Genomic DNA, 15,278 nt, shown 5'->3' with positions numbered 1-15,278 from the left:
CAAGACGCTTGATCTCGGCATCGCTGGCGTTGTTGTTCAGCGCCTCCATCAGGGCCTCCTGCGCCTCCCGGAGGGCCGCTTCGGCCAGTGACAAATCCCCATTTTCAAGGCGGAGCGCCGTATCCCAGAGAATATCAATCACTTCATCAATGTCGCTCTGATCTTTCCCTGTCACCAGAATCGATTGCGCCGTCGAAAGTGCCAGCATGACCGTCACATCGTTATTGACGCTATCAGGCAGGGTGGTGAGAACTTCCAACACAAGTGCAACATTGTCCCTATTGCCGTCAGGGTCCCGAACCAGATTTTTACGCTGCTCTATCAACGCCTTGGCGACAGCATGGGTGAACCGTCGCTCCGGCAGGGTGAAGGACATGGCGTCGGAATATCCACGCTGCCCGATCTGATCCTCCGCGATGAGCGTGAGGGTCACCGGAAGCCCGGCCCAGGGATGCGCCGTCAGATCATGGTAACTTTTGCTGATCACCTGCTTCGAGCCGCGCCCCGGGGTTGGCAGCACAAGATCGATTTTCTCTTCGCTATTTTCACGGGTAATCTCGCCACTGATTCTTTCAACACCGTAATCATCTGTCGCCTGATATTGCAGCTTGAAGGCGGCCCGTTCCGTAATTTCCGGATTGTTGAGAAATGCCGCAGTCGGTATCTCATCCGCGATAATCGTCAACTGCCAATTTGCGATGACATCACCGTCCTTCTCGATTTGCAGGTTCGTCGATTTATTGAAGGTGGTTTCTATCTGGAAATTCCGCACATCGGTCGCGGCAAATTCCTCCCGTTCCTCCCCGATCAGCAAAGTGGGTGCCTCGCGGTCACCGCCGAACACATTCGCGATAAAGCTGCTTTGCTCCGGCACGATGTATGTCTGCACCGTTTCCTCATTGCTTTGCGAGTTGGTCAGCAGGATCGGTGCCTGGCCGGTATAAGCGGGCGGGGTGATCCAGGCCGTCACCTCAACCGGGACCGCTGGCGTGCCGATGGATGGCGTCACGGCGGCATAAAGCCGGTCGGTCGATTTCGGCCCGGCAATCACAAAGGCCGCCACCAGAAGAAGGACGACAACTGCCCGAAAACCGTATGTATCCTCGATTCCCATATCAAGGCGTGGCAGGCCAATCTTCAGCCCACCCAGATACTGGCGTAACGACTTCTGATAAATCCGCCACATGGTACTGGCCGGGGTATTGTTGAATTTTTCCGCTTCGGAATGACCGCCCAGTGATTGCAGCGGACGATGGCTCATCTGGTTGCGTCGCTCCAGATACCGAAGGGCGCGGCCTCGGGTCGGCGCCTCAAGATTTCGCGCCAGCTTGTAGAGGCCGTAAAGGGACGCGCCGACGAACAGGATTAGCGCAAGAAGATGCACCCATCCTGCGGTATAAGACCATATATCAAGCAGAGACACGCCGATAAATAACCCGATGAGACAAAAAAACAGCCGTCCATGTCGCCAAATCCCTTCCAGGAGAAGGTTGGCTTTCGCAAGCAGGATACGGATTTCAAACCCTAACCCATATCCCCTGTCACTTGTATCGTCGCGACGCTGCATTCATCCTCGATTCACCCCTCAAGCCATTTTGGCAGTATATCAAGTTTCAGCAAATCTTCCAAGCTCGGCCGCGCCCTGATCACCGCATATTGATCGCCCTTCACCAGAACTTCGGGCACGAGCGGCCGGGTATTATAGGTGGAGGCCATCACCGCGCCATAGGCGCCGGCACTGCGAAAAGCGACAAGATCACCGCGCGCGAGGTCCGGCATGTCGCGCTCCCGCGCGAAGGTATCGCCGGTCTCACAGACGGGGCCCACGACATCGGCGGGGAAATATTTCCCTTGCTTCTGATCCTCGCGGATAGGATCGATCTGATGAAAACCGTCATACATGGCCGGACGGATCAGGTCGTTCATCGCGGCATCGAGAATGATGAATTTGCGCTCCGTCGCCTGCTTCACGTAAATCACTTCAGAGACCAGCACGCCCGCATTCCCGACGATTAGGCGCCCAGGCTCAAAAACGATCTGGCAGCCGAGATTGCCAATCGCCTCCAGCGCGACAGCCGCGTAGGCCGCAGGCTCCGGCGGGATATTGGCGTCATAGGGAATACCGAGCCCGCCGCCCAAATCAACGCGGGTGATGTCATGCCCTTCACCCCGGAGTTGCTGAACCAGCTCTCTCACCCGGTTGAACGCATTCTTATACGGCTCGAGGTCAGTGAGCTGTGATCCAATATGCACATCGACGCCTTTGATCTCAATCCCGGGCAAGCCCGCCGCTTCGGCATAAATGCGCGATACATCCTGCCAGGGAACGCCAAATTTATTTTCCGCCTTGCCAGTGGAGATTTTGGCATGGGTTTTTGCATCCACATCCGGATTGACGCGGAAGGTGATGGGCGCCGTGACGCCCATGCTGCTCGCCACCTCGCTCAAGATACGAACTTCAGGCTCCGATTCCACATTGAACTGATGGATGCCCACCTCAAGCGCAGAACGCATTTCCTCTGGCGTCTTGCCGACGCCGGAAAAAACGATTTTCTCGGGCGGCACCCCGGCTTCCAATGCGCGGCGAAGCTCGCCTTCGGAGACGACATCCGCACCCGACCCCAGATTCGCAAGAGTCCGGATCACGGCCTGGTTGGAATTGGCCTTCAGCGCATAGCAGACAAGCGCATTCGCGCCGTCAAACGCGCCCGAAAATACCTTGTAATGCCGTTCCAGCGTTGCGGTGGAATAACAGTAAAAGGGCGTGCCCACTGTTTCTGCGATGGTGCTAAGGGCGACATCCTCGGCATAAAGCTCGCCATTTTTATAGGTGAAATGGTCCATATGTCGGCAATCTTCTCTACAACTAGCTTTTCTTCTGTTCGGATTTTTGTGTATCCGGTGAATATTTGGGTGCGCTTTTCACACCGCAGGCCGCAACCGACAGGGCCGTCAGCAGAACGACAAGCATCACCATAAATGAGCGTTTCATTTCTTGCTCCCTTTCTGGCCCTGTTTTTCGCGCCAGCGGACAATCTGCTCGCGCACCCGGGATGGCGCCGTACCGCCATAACTCACACGGCTTGCAACGGAATTTTGAACGCCCAGCACCTTATATATATCATCGGTTATGCCGCTCTCCACCGATTGCATCTGGGCAAGAGACAAATCTTCAAGCCCACATTTGTTGTCTTCGGCGAGTTTTACAAGGGCGCCCGTCACATGATGCGCCTGCCGGAAAGGCATATCCAGTTTCTGGACCAGCCAGTCGGCAAGGTCCGTCGCCGTGGTAAAACCAGCACCGGAGGCCGCCGTCATGATCTCGCCATTGACCGTGATGTCGCGGATCATCCCGCTCATCGCGGCGAGGCAAAGCTGAAGATTGTCGGCGGCATCGAAGACCGGCTCCTTGTCCTCCTGCATATCCTTGCCATAAGTCATGGGCAGCCCCTTCATCATCATCAGAAGGCTGGTAAAAGCGCCCGCGCTCCGTCCGGCCTTGCCGCGGATCAGCTCCGCCGCGTCCGGGTTTTTCTTCTGCGGCATGATCGAGGAGCCCGTCGAGAAGCTATCGGAGCATTCAACAAAGCGGAACTGCGCACTCGACCAGATGACGATTTCCTCGGCAAGCCGTGACAAATGCATCGAGCAAATGGAAGCGAAGCCGAGAAACTCCAGCGCGAAATCCCGATCCGAGACCCCGTCGAGAGAATTGGCCGTCGGCCGGTCAAAACCAAGCGCCTTTGCCGTCATCTCCCGGTCGATGGGAAAGGAGGTACCGGCCAGCGCCGCCGAACCCAGCGGGCTCTCATTCAACCGCGCCCGCGCATCCTGAAGACGGCCACGATCGCGCGCGAACATCTCCACATAGGCGAGCATATGATGGCCAAACGTCACCGGCTGCGCCGCCTGCAGATGGGTAAAGCCCGGCATCACGGTATCGGCCTCGGCGTCCGCCTGATCAAGAAGCGCATCCTGCAGATCGGCAAGCTCCCCCTCCAGATGATCCATGGTATCGCGCACCCAGAGCCGGAAATCCGTCGCCACCTGATCATTACGCGACCGTCCCGTATGAAGCCGCCCGGCCGCATCACCGATTAGCTCGCGCAGGCGCGCCTCCACATGCATATGGATATCCTCAAGCGCCGGATCGGTCTTGAAATTCCCCGCCTCGATCTCACGAAGAATTGTCTGCAATCCGTCCTGAATTTTTTTACCATCTTCCTCGGAAATGATATTGCAGGCCATCAACATACTGGAATGCGCCATCGAACCCATTATATCCTGGGCATAGAGCCGGCGGTCAAAGTCAATGGAGGCATTGATCCGTTCCATAATTTCGGCGGGGCCTTTGGCAAATCTGCCACCCCAAAGCTCGTTTGCGCTCATTTTCGGGCTCACTTTGTAACAATTGGACGTCTAACAACTATGATGACAAAACCCATGAAATTCACAGGCCTGCTGTTCTTGCTTACATTTACAGGGCTTGTGGCGGGAACATCAACAGCTTTCTCGGAAAATCTGAGCGCTTTGCTGACCGGCGAGATGCAGAATTTTGCCCCTAACGAGACGCCGCGCCCGTTCAAGGATTTTACCTTCCTGAACGGCGAGGGAGAGGAGGAGCGGATCTCAGATTATAAGGGAAAGGTCGTTCTTGTGAATTTCTGGGCGACCTGGTGTGGGCCATGCAAGAAGGAAATGCCAAGCCTGGATCAGTTACAAGGGGATCTTGGTGGAGAAAATTTTACCGTCCTCGCCATCGGTCAGGACCTGCACGGGATGGACGCGGTCAGAAGTTTTTTCAACAAACGAAACATTCAGAATCTTGCCCTTTTTAACGACAAAACGGTCAAGTCCGGCCGCAGCGCCGGGGTTTTCGGTCTGCCCGCGAGCATTCTGTTAAATACAGAGGGAGAGGAAATCGGCCGTCTTGTCGGGCCGGCGGAATGGGACAGCCCCGAAGCCAAAGCCCTGATCAAACATGTAATGGCCGGATCATGAAGGCGGTGGCCGCCGGTCATTTCTGCGTTTGAGAAGGAACAGGCGGAACACACGCTCCACCCCCCAGCTAATGGCAAAATAAAGAATAGCATTCATAATGGTGACGATCATCAGGTCCTTGGCCAGACCGTAATCCTGCTTTTCTACACCGATATAGAGCTGAAATCCGAGAATCGATAGGATTCCCGCACCTGCGATCAGGATCAAAATCAACCGGACTTTATCGTCCGTCCAGGGAATTGCCATAAGGCAGAGAAACGAGCCCGCTTGAAACGCCGCGCCCCACAAATCAAGGCCGAGATCGTTCATTCTCCGTCCAGAACAGTCAGCGCCACATCGACCATGGGACGAAGCACGGCTTCATCCGGATTTACTTTGCCGACAACCCGCATTCCCTGCATGACACCTACAAAAAAGGCGGCAAGGTTGGCCGCATCGCGCTTCGTCTTGATCACGCCCTCGGCTTGTCCACGGGCAATCAACTCACCCAGCGCATCTTCCATATCCTCAAAGAAGACACGCACCCGTTCGGCGCATTCATCATCGCGGGAGCAAAGCTCAACCGCCGCATTGGTCATGAAACAGCCTCGCCGTTTCGGGTCCATCACCTGCTTCTGCATAAAGACATACATAAATTTGGAGAGAATCTCGCGTGCATCGCCATCCTGGCGCAGGACATCCGTGCGCAGCAACGCCCCGGTACCATACTGATCCAACGCCTCCAGAAACAGCTGATGCTTGTCGCCGAAAGTGTCATAGAGGCTGCCCCGGTTGATGCCCATGCAGTCGACCAGATCCTGAACGGAAGTCGCTTCATAGCCCTTGGCCCAGAAAGCCTGCATGGCTTTTTCAAGCGCCTCATCGCGATTAAAGCATTTCGTGCGTGCCATTTACCGATCCATACGGCCGTCAAAAAAACAGTCTAGAGAATGGTTATATACCGATTTCACCGTCAAGCAAAGCCGCCAAACCTTCCCTATAGGTAGGAAATTTGAACGAAACCCCAAGTTCTGACTTGATTTTAGCGTTACTGACCCGTTTGCTGTCCGAATAGAAGCTGCGCGCCATCGGACTGAGATCGGCCTTGTCGAAGTCAATCTGGGGTGGCGGCTCCATGCCCAACAGCTCCGCAGCATGGGCGACAACATCCTGCGGCGGCGCCGATTCATCATCGGCAACATTATAGATTGCGCCGGGGTCGGGTTTCTCCATCGAGGCCATGAGGATCGCCGCGAGATCGGCCACATGAATGCGCGAGAAAACCTGCCCCGACTTCGCGATCCGTCGCGCTTTTCCATTTTTCAAAGAAACAAGCTGGTTCCGCCCGGGACCATATATGCCGGGCAGGCGGAAAATATGAAGCGGCAGGCCTTTTGCTTCAAAAAGGCCGCGCCACGCCTGTTCCGCCCGCATCCGGCGCTTGCCCCTTTCGCCCGACGGATTATAGGGGCTTTCCTCATCCACCCAACCGCCATCGAGATTGCCATACACCCCCGTTGTCGACAGATAGCCGATCCATCGCAGGTTTTTAAGGCGCAGGATGTCCTCCGCCATGACGTCATAGACCAAATCTCCCGCCCCGTCGGGCGGGATGGAAAGGAGGATATGAGTCACATCCCCTGCAACATCCACAAAATCCTCGACTGGCTGTTCCCGATGAAAGGGAAAGAGGGGAATCCCGCCGTCCCTTACCTCACCGGTGGGAGACCGGCCCGTGCCCATCACCCGCAATTGCGGAAAATCTGCCGCGATCTGGCGGGCGGTAAAGCCGAAGCCAAAGCAGAATAAACTCTTGTCCATGCTACTCCTGCTTCGGGGCCGGCATGTCAGCCCGGCCAAGCACGACCTGCGCCGACATCGACTGCTTGACGGAGACCAGAAGCTCCGCCCCGCCCTGCGACCCGGATGCAGATTCCGCCGCGCCAGCCTTCATCATCATCGTGCGCGGGGTCGCGTCCATGGCCTGCACCGGATAGAGCTGCACGAAATCAACCTTGCGGACATGATAATCCGCACCCGGCATCACCTTGTTCAGCCGCGCCACCTCATCAAGGGCCTGCTGATAGACCTGTGCACGTAAATCACCGCGCAGTTGTTCAAATTCCGCAAGGGACGGTGTGAAGTCCACATTGGAGATTGTCACCTTGTATCCCGGGCTGCTCGCCTCTTTTGCGCGGTCCTGAAGACCGGCGAGAGCCGCTTCGGGGATACGCGCCTCTGCACTTACATACCAGCGGTTGAGCCCCGTCTGGTCGAGCTGCTGGCGGGAGGAGGTAATGCGCCAATCCACATCCGTCGCAAGGGATTGCAGTGATCCATCGATGCGGGTTTTAAGCGCATCCGCGGCTTCTTCCTGCTGGACCAGCTCGACATAGACCGACACCCGGGCGGTATCCGTCTTGACCCAGCCTTCTGTTGTCAAATTTAGGACAACTTGATCCTGCATCATATGAGAACGATGAGGCATTTCCGCCGCCGCAAGAGGGACGAAACTTAGAAAAGCGATAGTGGCAATAACCAATCTGTTCATGGTAGAACTCCCAATGTAATCAATCCTGTATTCGGCATGTAGGGTCGAATCAAGACTAATTTAAGGCATTTCATGTTCGCGCGATTTTTAACCCTTTTCATGGCACTTACCATATCGCTGTCTGCCCGGCCACTTCTCACTTCTGCAGCTGGGCCGTTGGATGGCGTGCGGACGCAGGAAAGCGAGTATGAGACCTGCCTGACGCTGACCTGTCGGGAGCCGGAGAAGGCATTTGAATCGGCGCTTGCCTGGCGCGATTCCGGCGGCGGCTTTCCGGCTCGTCACTGCGTCGCGCTCGCGCTTGTCGCCATGAAAAAATATGATCACGCGGCCCTGACGCTGGAGGAACTGGCGGAGGATATGCAAGGGGCCGGCTCCCCGCTCTTGGTGCCCGTGCTCATGCAGGCGGCCAATGTCTGGTTGCTGGCGGAGGAATATGAGCGCGCCCTCGCCGTTGCCACGACCGGATTGGAGGTCGAGCCGGAGAATATCAACCTCCTTATCGACCGGAGCCGCATTCTGGCGAAAGTCGGCGACTATAAACGGGCCTTCGACGATCTTGATCTCGCGCTCAAGCTCGACCCGGCGAGACCCGATGCGCTTACCTTCCGCGCCGCCGCCTGGCGTCATCTGGGCGACAAGGCCCGCGCATTGGAGGATGTGGAACTCGCCCTGTCGCTGGAGCCTGACCTGCCGGACGCCCTGATCGAGCGGGGCATCCTCTATGAGGACGCAGACAAGCGGGATTTAGCGCGCAAAGACTGGCTGCGGGTCCTGGAGCTGGCAACCAACACCCCCGCAGGCGATGAAGCCCGCCGTCATCTGGAAGCCCTCGACGTCAATAAGGATAAATAGCGCTAGCCGTTCATGGCGAGGCGGCGGCGGTATTCCAGCGCCTCGGCGATATGGGATCGGGTGACGGGTTCGCTCTCGGCGAGATCGGCCAAGGTCCGCGCAACTTTCAGCACCCGGTGATACCCGCGCGCGGAGAGTTTCAGCTTACCGATAGCGTCCTGCAAAAGCGCGGTCGCCGATTTATCCGGCTGGACAAAGCGTTCCAGCACCTCCCCTTCCGCATCCGAGTTTGTGCGGATCGGCGTCGCATGATCGATATCCTGATAGCGCTGTCGTTGAATTTCACGCGCCCGGGCGACGCGGGCGGCGACAATCTCGGTTGTCTCTGTTGGCGGCGGCAAAGTCAGATCAGCGGCGGAGACAGCGGGCACATCCACATGAATATCAATCCGGTCGAGCATCGGGCCGGAAATACGGGACCGATATTCGAGGGCGCATTTCGGCGCCCGTGCACAGGCCTGCGACGCATCGTCAAGATGGCCGCAGCGGCAGGGGTTCATCGCCGCGATCAACTGCATACTCGCAGGATAAGTGACATGCAGATTGGCCCGCGCCACGACGGCCCTGCCGATTTCCACAGGCTGGCGCAGGGATTCCAAAACTTGCCGGTTAAACTCCGGCAGTTCGTCGAGGAACAGAACCCCGAGATGAGCGAGCGAAACCTCCCCCGGCTTCGCCCCGCGCCCTCCCCCAACCATGGCGGCAACTGACGCGGAATGATGCGGATCGCGAAAGGGGCGCCGGCGGGAGAGCCGACCCTCCTTCATTTCTCCGGCGATACTGGCGATCATATTAACCTCCAGCGCCTCCGCCGCATCAAGGGGCGGCAGCAACCCCGGAAGCCGCGCCGCCAGCATCGACTTGCCGGAACCCGGCGGACCGGTCATCAGGAGGTTATGCCCACCCGCCGCCGCAACCTCAAGGGCGCGTTTTGCGGTTTCCTGCCCCTTGATATCCTCAAGTTTCAAGAGTAGAGCTTCATCGATAATATTGCCATGAGCGGGCGGGGTAAGCACCTGCGTTCCCTTGAAATGATTGATGAGCGCGAGAAGATTGGCGGGCGCCAGCACAGTCAGATCTCCGGCCCAAGCGGCCTCGGGTCCTGAAGCCTCCGGGCAGATGATATTCTTATCCTCCCCCACTGCGGCGACGGCGGCGGGCAAAATGCCTGTCACCGGATTACAGCTTCCATCGAGTGACAGTTCGCCCATCACATAGTAATCATCAAGCTCTTCTGAGGGGAGAACACCCATCGCCGCGAGGATGCCAAGCGCGATCGGCAAATCATAATGCGCGCCTTCTTTTGGGAGGTCAGCCGGAGCAAGATTGACAGTAATGCGTTTGGGCGGCAGGCCGATGCCAAGGGAGGTAAGCGCCGCGCGCACCCTTTCCTTGCTTTCCGCGACCGATTTATCCGCAAGGCCGACGATGGTGAAGGCAGGCAGGCCGGAGGCCATCATCACCTGCACATCCACCTCGCGCACCTCCAGCCCCTGAAAGGCCACAGTCTTTATCTTCGCCTGCATGTCACTTTCTGGTTCAATTTATCGTTATATGCACAACGATAGCATGTGCCAGAAGAAACTGCATGGTTAAAATTTAGTCCGGCAGATTCTAGTAAGAGTCGGAATTACTGACCTTTTCCTCAAGGCAGTCCCAGATTCCCGCCTCCAGCGTCACGCCATCGAAACGGTTGATTTCCTGTAGACCCGTCGGCGATGTCACGTTGATTTCGGTGAGGTAATCCCCGATTACGTCAATGCCGACAAATATCAGACCCTGTTCCTTCAAGGCGGGCCCAATAGCACGGCAGATTTCTTCCTCTCGCGCAGTGAGGGAGGATTTCACGGCTTGGCCGCCAACATGCATGTTGGAGCGAACCTCGCCTTTCTGTGGCACACGGTTGATCGCCCCCACTGGTTCCCCGTCGACAAGAATAATTCGCTTGTCGCCCTCGCGTACGGCGGGCAGGTATTTTTGCACGATCATCGGCTCACGATAGAATTGCGTGAACATCTCGCAGAGCGCCGTCAGATTTTCATCCTCCGGCTTGAGATGGAACACGCCCGCACCGCCGTTGCCATAGAGCGGCTTAATGATGATGTCCTTGAACTCGCTGCGGAATTCCTTGATCTCCTCAAGATTGGAGGAAATGAGCGTGGGCGGCATGATGCCGTCGAAATGGGTCACGAACAGCTTTTCCGGCGCATTCCGCACGCTGACCGGATCGTTGACCACCAGGGTCTGCGGATGGATATGCTCCAACAGATGGGTCGCCGTGATATAGGACATATCAAACGGCGGATCCTGCCGCATCAGCACCACATCCATGGTAGCAAGGTCGATCCGCTCCGCCTTACCGGCAGTATAGTGATTACCCGGCTCCCGTCGAAGCTGGATTGGGCGGGCATTCGCGACAATACGCCCTTGCGAGAAGGACATATCCTGCGGGCCATAGTGATAGAGACCATGGCCACGCGCCTGCGCCTCCAGCCCAAGGACAAAACTGCTGTCCCCGTTGATATCTACATTTTCGATGGGATCCATCTGAATGGCTACGGCAAGACTCATTATTCCCGACCTTTATGCTTAAAGTGATGCGCCGCTTAATTTATTGGGGGGGACCCTATCCTGCCCGGCCTGTCAGTTCAAGCCGCGTTCAGCTCCGACTTCATTTTCACATAGCTGACAATACGGCGAACCCCGGAAATTTCCTTGGCATGGTTTTTCACCCGCTGCAGCTCCGCCTCATTCTGGGCGATTCCCATCAGATAGACGGTACCGTCCACTGTATCGACGGAATAATTGATGTTCAAAACCTCCGGATCGCGCAAGAGCAGCAGTTTCAGTTTTGTTGTTATCAGGCTGTCGGAGGCAAAGCTGCCAACAGTTTCGCTATCCTCTACCTTGACCTCGTTATGCACTTCTTTCACGCCCTTGACACCCCAGATCAACCGCGTCAGCGTCACCCGGTCTTCCGGTGTCGGCACCTCTCCGGTAATCAGGACAACCCCATCGATCACAGTCGTCGACGTCGAGGTGAACATCGGCTCGCTTTTCTGGAAAATCGCGTTCCCAATCCCGACCTTGATGGTCGCATCGTCAATCACCGTCCCGACGGAACGTTCCTCCGCCACGGCAACGCCGCCGATTGCCGCGCCGCCCAGAATTACTGTCGGGGTGCAGCCGCTTAACGCGACAAGGGATGACAGAGCAATAAGAGCATAAGCAACAAATTTCATTCCGGTACGCCTTTAATCATGATTGTCACGACACTATAAATCCAATTCGCTTCCGTTAAAAGGGTCTCTTCACCCCTATTCCCAAGCACCTTCGATATGACGGGGCCATTGCCAGAATGACGTGACCAGCAGCACGTCGAAGCGGATATTAAAACCATCAAATTTTGGCCTTTCCATGACAAAGGCCTCAAGCGCACGGGCAATGCGGCGCCTCTGTTTCGGGCTGACGGCCTCGGCTGCCTCTGCGATTCGGGGTCGCGCCTTGACCTCAATGGCAACAAGAAGATTGTTGCGCCGGGCGATGATGTCTATTTCACCGAACGGCTTCCGATAGCCGCGGGCAACAATATGATATCCCTTCATCCGAAGCGCGCTCGCCGCCAGAAACTCAGCCGCCCTGCCCCGGAAATAAGCACGGCGGCGTTTACGTTTCAGCGCGTTTTTCGAAGGATGTGCCAAAATGTCGCCTCATCATCCTGTTTATAATGCCGCAATCAACAATTTGCTTGCCCCCCATCCGGGGGTTACCTAGTCTTTCGGGTCAGGCGTTTCTTAAGAAGACCTACGGAGTAAAAACTTGGTTCCCGCGAAATCTGCCATGACGTCATGTCTTAAACGAAACTGGAACTCTTTGATTTGTGCTGGCGTTGTTGGCCTGCTGGCCTTTGTTCTAACAGCATGCCAGCCCGCAAAAATCGCCGAGACCGAGCCTAAAGATAGCACAAATACAACTGCCTCCCAAGATCTGAAAGATCTGCTTCCGCCGGAACGCACCCCCTCCACCGAAGATTTGGCCAACACGCCGATCGTTGATCCGCTGTCCCGCCTGATCGAGCCGGGACCAGCCGTTATTGGTCTGCGCGCGCCTGAGCTAATGACGAGTGAGCGCATAAAAATTGCCCTTCTGCTGCCGCTCTCAGGCCCGACCGCCGCCGTCGGCAACGACTTGCTGCGGGCGGCGAATATTGCCCTTTTCGATCTTGGAAACAACCAGCTCGAACTGCTGCCCTTCGATACAAAAGGCACGCCACGCGGCGCGGAAAGCGCCACGGCGGAGGCGCTGGTTTCGGGCGCCGGGCTTATCCTCGGACCCCTCTTTTCTTCTTCCGTCGCAACGGTGCGCCCTCTCGCGCGGCAGCGTGGCGTCAATATCATTACCTTTTCCACGGACACAACGGTGGCCGGAGATGGCGTTTATGTCATGGGCCTGACCGTCGGGCAGCAAATTAAGCGAGCGATGGAATTTGCCTATCGGCAGGGGTTGTTTAATTTTGCGGTTCTGGCTCCGAATTCTCCTTATGGTGACGCTGTGGTGGAAAATGTAACCAAGACCACCACGGCCCTCGGCCTGTCCCTCGATCGCACAGTGCGCTATCCGACAGATGTTCCCGCCGGATCACAGGACCTGCATGAGATCGCCAAAATACTGGGCGATTACACGCTACGGCAAAAGCAGCTGGAAAAGGAAATCGAGCTGTATGCCAGTAAGGAAGACGACGAATCCAAGGCCTATGTCAAACGCCTTGAGAAGCTGGATACCTTTGGCGAGGTGACGTTCGACGCCCTGATCATCCCCGAGGGGGGCGCCCGACTGAAAGAACTGGCATCCCTGGTTTCCTATTACGACGTCGATCCGGAGGTCGTGCAGTTTATCGGCACCGGGCTCTGGGAAGATCCCTCGCTGTCGGCAGAACCGGCATTGGTCGGCGGCTGGTTCTCCGCCCCGGCCCCTGAAAAAGCCGCTGCTTTTCAGAAAAGATTTTCTGATCTCTATGGCTATCAGCCCTCACGTATCGCCAGCCTTGCCTATGACGCCATGGCGCTGGCGGGGATTATGGCGCTTGATCCCGCCGATATCCGCTTTTCGCGGGAAGCCATAGAGAACCCGAGCGGCTTTACAGGGTATGATGGCATCTTCCGCTTTCCCGAAGATGGCATTGCCGAACGTGGCCTTGCGGTCTTGGAAGTGGGGCCGAAAAAGCAGCTGGTTCTGGAACCGGAACCGGACAGCTTCGCACCTGCGTTAAACTAGGATTTCCGGTAGCAGGCTGTTGAGGACAAGGCGACCGCGACCCGTGGCACGGAGTCTCCGCTCATCCATCTCCATCAACCCCGCGTCGATGAGGGGGACCAGCCTGTCGCGGCGCAGAAACTCCTCCATGGGCGCACCGATAGCGGCGCTGAAATTTTCAAACCAGACGCCCTCATCAAGCCGCAATCCCATAAGCAATAGCTCCTCCGCACATTCTAGACGGTGAGTGAGCGGTTCAGTTGTCTCGGTGCCGTGATCCGCCGCCTCTACGGCTTCGAGCCAACTTTCAGGGCGTTTTTTTTGCTGAAATGCAGTCCGCATGCCCTCTCGTATCAAGCGCCCATGCGCCCCGGGTCCGACACCTATATATTCACCATAACGCCAATAGGTGAGATTATGGCGGCATTCAAATCCAGGGCGGGCATGGTTCGATATTTCATAGGCGGGGCGTCCGGCATCTGCGCAAATTCTTTGCGTCATCTCAAACAGCTCTTCCGCATTTTCTTCCGCCGGTATCGCGAATTCACCGCGCCTGACCGCCCCGGCAAAGCCGGTATTCGGCTCAATCGTCAACTGATAGAGCGAAAGATGATCCCCGGCAAGCGTAAGCGCCCGCTCGAGATCCGCTTTCCAATCGGAACCACTTTGCCCCGGCAGCGCATAGATCAAATCGAAGGAGATATTCTGGAAGCTTTCGCGGGCCAGCTCGATCGCCTGCAGGGCCTCTCTCACAGAATGCTCTCGCCCGAGGAATTTGAGGGCGTCGCCGCGCATGGACTGCACACCAAGAGAAAGCCGCGTCACGCCCGCTTGACGATATCCCGCAAAGGACGCCGCTTCAACGGACGTCGGATTGGCCTCCAGCGTGATCTCGATATCATCGGCAAAAGTAAAGCGCGACCGCGCGCCTTCAATCAGCGCCGCGACCGTCTCCGACGCCATAAGCGACGGGGTTCCTCCGCCAAAGAAGATGCTCGTCAGCTTCTTTTGTACTGTTTGATCCGCGAAATAATCCAATTCCCGCAAAAGTGCGGCCATCCAGCGCCGTTGATCCACCGCTTCGCGCACATGGCTGTTGAAGTCGCAATAAGGACATTTTTTCCGGCAGAAGGGCCAATGAAAATAAAGGCCAAACCCGGGATCGGGCGCTCTATTTCGCGTTGAAGCAGGCATCGATCAGTTGCCGAAACGCATCGGCCCGATGGCTCATTGCGTGCTTCGCCGCGGGCTCCATTTCGGCGAAGGTAGTCTCATAGCCATCCGGAATGAACACAGGATCATAACCAAAACCCTTACCCCCGCGTGGCGGCCAGACGGCTGTACCATCGACGCGACCTTCAAAACTTTCCATATGGCCATCCGGCCAGGCAAGGGTCAGGGCGCAAATGAAATGCGCACGGCGCTGATCTGGTGTCACGGCGCCTTTTTTCAAAAGTTCATTCTCGACCTTTTGCATGGCGAGAGAAAAATCTTTTTCAGGACCAGCCCAGCGCGCAGAGTAAATACCCGGCGCTCCGTCAAGCATATCGAGCGCAAAGCCGGAATCATCGCTGAGCGCGATCGTATTTGCGCCCTTTGCCGCGGCCAGTGCCTTGATCTCGGCATTGGCGATAAAAGT

The 15,278-nt window shown here is 56.8% G+C and carries 17 protein-coding genes; 3 read left to right on the top strand and 14 right to left on the bottom strand.

Going from position 1 to position 15,278, the window contains the following annotated elements; genetic code table 11:
• From P1U71_RS16215 to argH, 4 genes are all read right to left on the bottom strand, one after another.
• On the bottom strand, nucleotides 1-1,567 hold a 1,567-nt coding region (locus P1U71_RS16215; RefSeq protein WP_301106683.1), incomplete at its 3' end, for a DUF4175 family protein.
• An 11-nt stretch (nucleotides 1,568-1,578) separates the two neighbouring features.
• Nucleotides 1,579-2,844, bottom strand: coding sequence for a diaminopimelate decarboxylase (gene lysA / locus P1U71_RS16210; protein WP_301106682.1), 1,266 nt, complete (start codon nucleotides 2,842-2,844; stop codon nucleotides 1,579-1,581).
• Nucleotides 2,845-2,866: 22 nt separating this feature from the next.
• Nucleotides 2,867-2,992: a lipoprotein gene (locus P1U71_RS16205; protein WP_301106681.1), complete on the bottom strand. Its 126-nt coding sequence runs from the start codon at nucleotides 2,990-2,992 to the stop codon at nucleotides 2,867-2,869.
• Nucleotides 2,989-4,389, bottom strand: coding sequence for an argininosuccinate lyase (argH, locus tag P1U71_RS16200; RefSeq protein ID WP_301106680.1), 1,401 nt, complete (start codon nucleotides 4,387-4,389; stop codon nucleotides 2,989-2,991). Before argH ends, P1U71_RS16205 begins: the two co-directional genes overlap by 4 nt.
• 54 nt (nucleotides 4,390-4,443) lie before the next feature.
• Here argH and P1U71_RS16195 point away from each other — a divergent pair, with 54 nt between their 5' ends.
• Nucleotides 4,444-5,001, top strand: coding sequence for a TlpA disulfide reductase family protein (locus P1U71_RS16195; RefSeq protein WP_301106679.1), 558 nt, complete (start codon nucleotides 4,444-4,446; stop codon nucleotides 4,999-5,001).
• Here P1U71_RS16195 and P1U71_RS16190 read toward each other — a convergent pair.
• The 4 genes from P1U71_RS16190 to P1U71_RS16175 are packed head-to-tail and all read right to left on the bottom strand — an operon-like array spanning nucleotide 4,996 to nucleotide 7,531.
• Entirely contained in the window at nucleotides 4,996-5,310 is a 315-nt protein-coding gene (locus P1U71_RS16190) for a hypothetical protein (protein WP_301106678.1), read from the bottom strand. The two genes, P1U71_RS16195 and P1U71_RS16190, sit on opposite strands and share 6 nt — an antisense overlap.
• Nucleotides 5,307-5,891: a TetR/AcrR family transcriptional regulator gene (locus tag P1U71_RS16185; protein ID WP_301106677.1), complete on the bottom strand. Its 585-nt coding sequence runs from the start codon at nucleotides 5,889-5,891 to the stop codon at nucleotides 5,307-5,309. Before P1U71_RS16185 ends, P1U71_RS16190 begins: the two co-directional genes overlap by 4 nt.
• 43 nt (nucleotides 5,892-5,934) lie before the next feature.
• Nucleotides 5,935-6,801 (bottom strand): SDR family oxidoreductase, encoded by an 867-nt coding sequence (locus P1U71_RS16180; protein WP_301106676.1) that lies wholly within the window; start codon nucleotides 6,799-6,801, stop codon nucleotides 5,935-5,937.
• 1 nt (nucleotide 6,802) lies between these two features.
• Nucleotides 6,803-7,531 (bottom strand): hypothetical protein, encoded by a 729-nt coding sequence (locus P1U71_RS16175; protein ID WP_301106675.1) that lies wholly within the window; start codon nucleotides 7,529-7,531, stop codon nucleotides 6,803-6,805.
• Between the two features lie 99 nt (nucleotides 7,532-7,630).
• Between P1U71_RS16175 and P1U71_RS16170 the strand changes: the two genes are divergently transcribed.
• A complete protein-coding gene (locus P1U71_RS16170; RefSeq protein ID WP_301106674.1) occupies nucleotides 7,631-8,386 on the top strand; it encodes a tetratricopeptide repeat protein in 756 nt (251 codons plus the stop codon).
• Nucleotides 8,387-8,388: 2 nt separating this feature from the next.
• On the opposite strand, the gene P1U71_RS16165 is transcribed toward P1U71_RS16170, so the two are convergent.
• From P1U71_RS16165 to P1U71_RS16150, 4 genes are all read right to left on the bottom strand, one after another.
• The gene (locus tag P1U71_RS16165) at nucleotides 8,389-9,912 is read right to left on the bottom strand and encodes a YifB family Mg chelatase-like AAA ATPase (RefSeq protein WP_301106673.1); all 1,524 of its coding nucleotides are present in this window, start codon (nucleotides 9,910-9,912) and stop codon (nucleotides 8,389-8,391) included.
• Between the two features lie 88 nt (nucleotides 9,913-10,000).
• Nucleotides 10,001-10,957, bottom strand: coding sequence for a glutathione synthase (gene gshB, locus P1U71_RS16160; RefSeq protein ID WP_301106672.1), 957 nt, complete (start codon nucleotides 10,955-10,957; stop codon nucleotides 10,001-10,003).
• A 77-nt stretch (nucleotides 10,958-11,034) separates the two neighbouring features.
• Nucleotides 11,035-11,628 carry a BON domain-containing protein gene (locus P1U71_RS16155; RefSeq protein WP_301106671.1) on the bottom strand — a complete coding sequence of 198 codons (594 nt, stop codon included), beginning with the start codon at nucleotides 11,626-11,628 and terminating at the stop codon, nucleotides 11,035-11,037.
• 75 nt (nucleotides 11,629-11,703) lie between these two features.
• Nucleotides 11,704-12,087: a YraN family protein gene (locus tag P1U71_RS16150; RefSeq protein ID WP_301106670.1), complete on the bottom strand. Its 384-nt coding sequence runs from the start codon at nucleotides 12,085-12,087 to the stop codon at nucleotides 11,704-11,706.
• 139 nt (nucleotides 12,088-12,226) lie between these two features.
• Between P1U71_RS16150 and P1U71_RS16145 the strand changes: the two genes are divergently transcribed.
• The gene (locus P1U71_RS16145; RefSeq protein ID WP_301106669.1) at nucleotides 12,227-13,660 is read left to right on the top strand and encodes a penicillin-binding protein activator; all 1,434 of its coding nucleotides are present in this window, start codon (nucleotides 12,227-12,229) and stop codon (nucleotides 13,658-13,660) included.
• On the opposite strand, the gene hemW is transcribed toward P1U71_RS16145, so the two are convergent.
• Both hemW and P1U71_RS16135 read right to left on the bottom strand, forming a co-directional pair.
• Entirely contained in the window at nucleotides 13,652-14,833 is a 1,182-nt protein-coding gene (gene hemW / locus P1U71_RS16140; protein ID WP_301106668.1) for a radical SAM family heme chaperone HemW, read from the bottom strand. The two genes, P1U71_RS16145 and hemW, sit on opposite strands and share 9 nt — an antisense overlap.
• The coding region (locus P1U71_RS16135; protein WP_301106667.1) for a non-canonical purine NTP pyrophosphatase at nucleotides 14,811-15,278 on the bottom strand (468 nt) is incomplete at its 5' end. The genes P1U71_RS16135 and hemW, both read right to left, overlap by 23 nt.

It is taken from the genome of Sneathiella sp. (assembly GCF_029233945.1).
Classification (GTDB): Bacteria; Pseudomonadota; Alphaproteobacteria; order Sneathiellales; family Sneathiellaceae; genus Sneathiella.
This window is presented reverse-complemented; position numbering and strand designations above follow the sequence as displayed.

Excerpts from the sequence above, each read along its gene's own strand:
- lysA (WP_301106682.1), bottom strand. The coding sequence starts at position 2,844 with ATGGACCATTTCACCTATAAAAATGGCGAGCTTTATGCCGAGGATGTC.
- P1U71_RS16180 (WP_301106676.1), bottom strand. The coding sequence starts at position 6,801 with ATGGACAAGAGTTTATTCTGCTTTGGCTTCGGCTTTACCGCCCGCCAG.
- P1U71_RS16205 (WP_301106681.1), bottom strand. The coding sequence starts at position 2,992 with ATGAAACGCTCATTTATGGTGATGCTTGTCGTTCTGCTGACGGCCCTG.
- P1U71_RS16165 (WP_301106673.1), bottom strand. The coding sequence starts at position 9,912 with ATGCAGGCGAAGATAAAGACTGTGGCCTTTCAGGGGCTGGAGGTGCGC.
- hemW (WP_301106668.1), bottom strand. The coding sequence starts at position 14,833 with ATGCCTGCTTCAACGCGAAATAGAGCGCCCGATCCCGGGTTTGGCCTT.
- P1U71_RS16145 (WP_301106669.1), top strand. The coding sequence starts at position 12,227 with ATGACGTCATGTCTTAAACGAAACTGGAACTCTTTGATTTGTGCTGGC.
- P1U71_RS16170 (WP_301106674.1), top strand. The coding sequence starts at position 7,631 with ATGGCACTTACCATATCGCTGTCTGCCCGGCCACTTCTCACTTCTGCA.
- gshB (WP_301106672.1), bottom strand. The coding sequence starts at position 10,957 with ATGAGTCTTGCCGTAGCCATTCAGATGGATCCCATCGAAAATGTAGAT.
- P1U71_RS16155 (WP_301106671.1), bottom strand. The coding sequence starts at position 11,628 with ATGAAATTTGTTGCTTATGCTCTTATTGCTCTGTCATCCCTTGTCGCG.
- P1U71_RS16195 (WP_301106679.1), top strand. The coding sequence starts at position 4,444 with ATGAAATTCACAGGCCTGCTGTTCTTGCTTACATTTACAGGGCTTGTG.
- P1U71_RS16185 (WP_301106677.1), bottom strand. The coding sequence starts at position 5,891 with ATGGCACGCACGAAATGCTTTAATCGCGATGAGGCGCTTGAAAAAGCC.
- argH (WP_301106680.1), bottom strand. The coding sequence starts at position 4,389 with ATGAGCGCAAACGAGCTTTGGGGTGGCAGATTTGCCAAAGGCCCCGCC.
- P1U71_RS16175 (WP_301106675.1), bottom strand. The coding sequence starts at position 7,531 with ATGAACAGATTGGTTATTGCCACTATCGCTTTTCTAAGTTTCGTCCCT.
- P1U71_RS16190 (WP_301106678.1), bottom strand. The coding sequence starts at position 5,310 with ATGAACGATCTCGGCCTTGATTTGTGGGGCGCGGCGTTTCAAGCGGGC.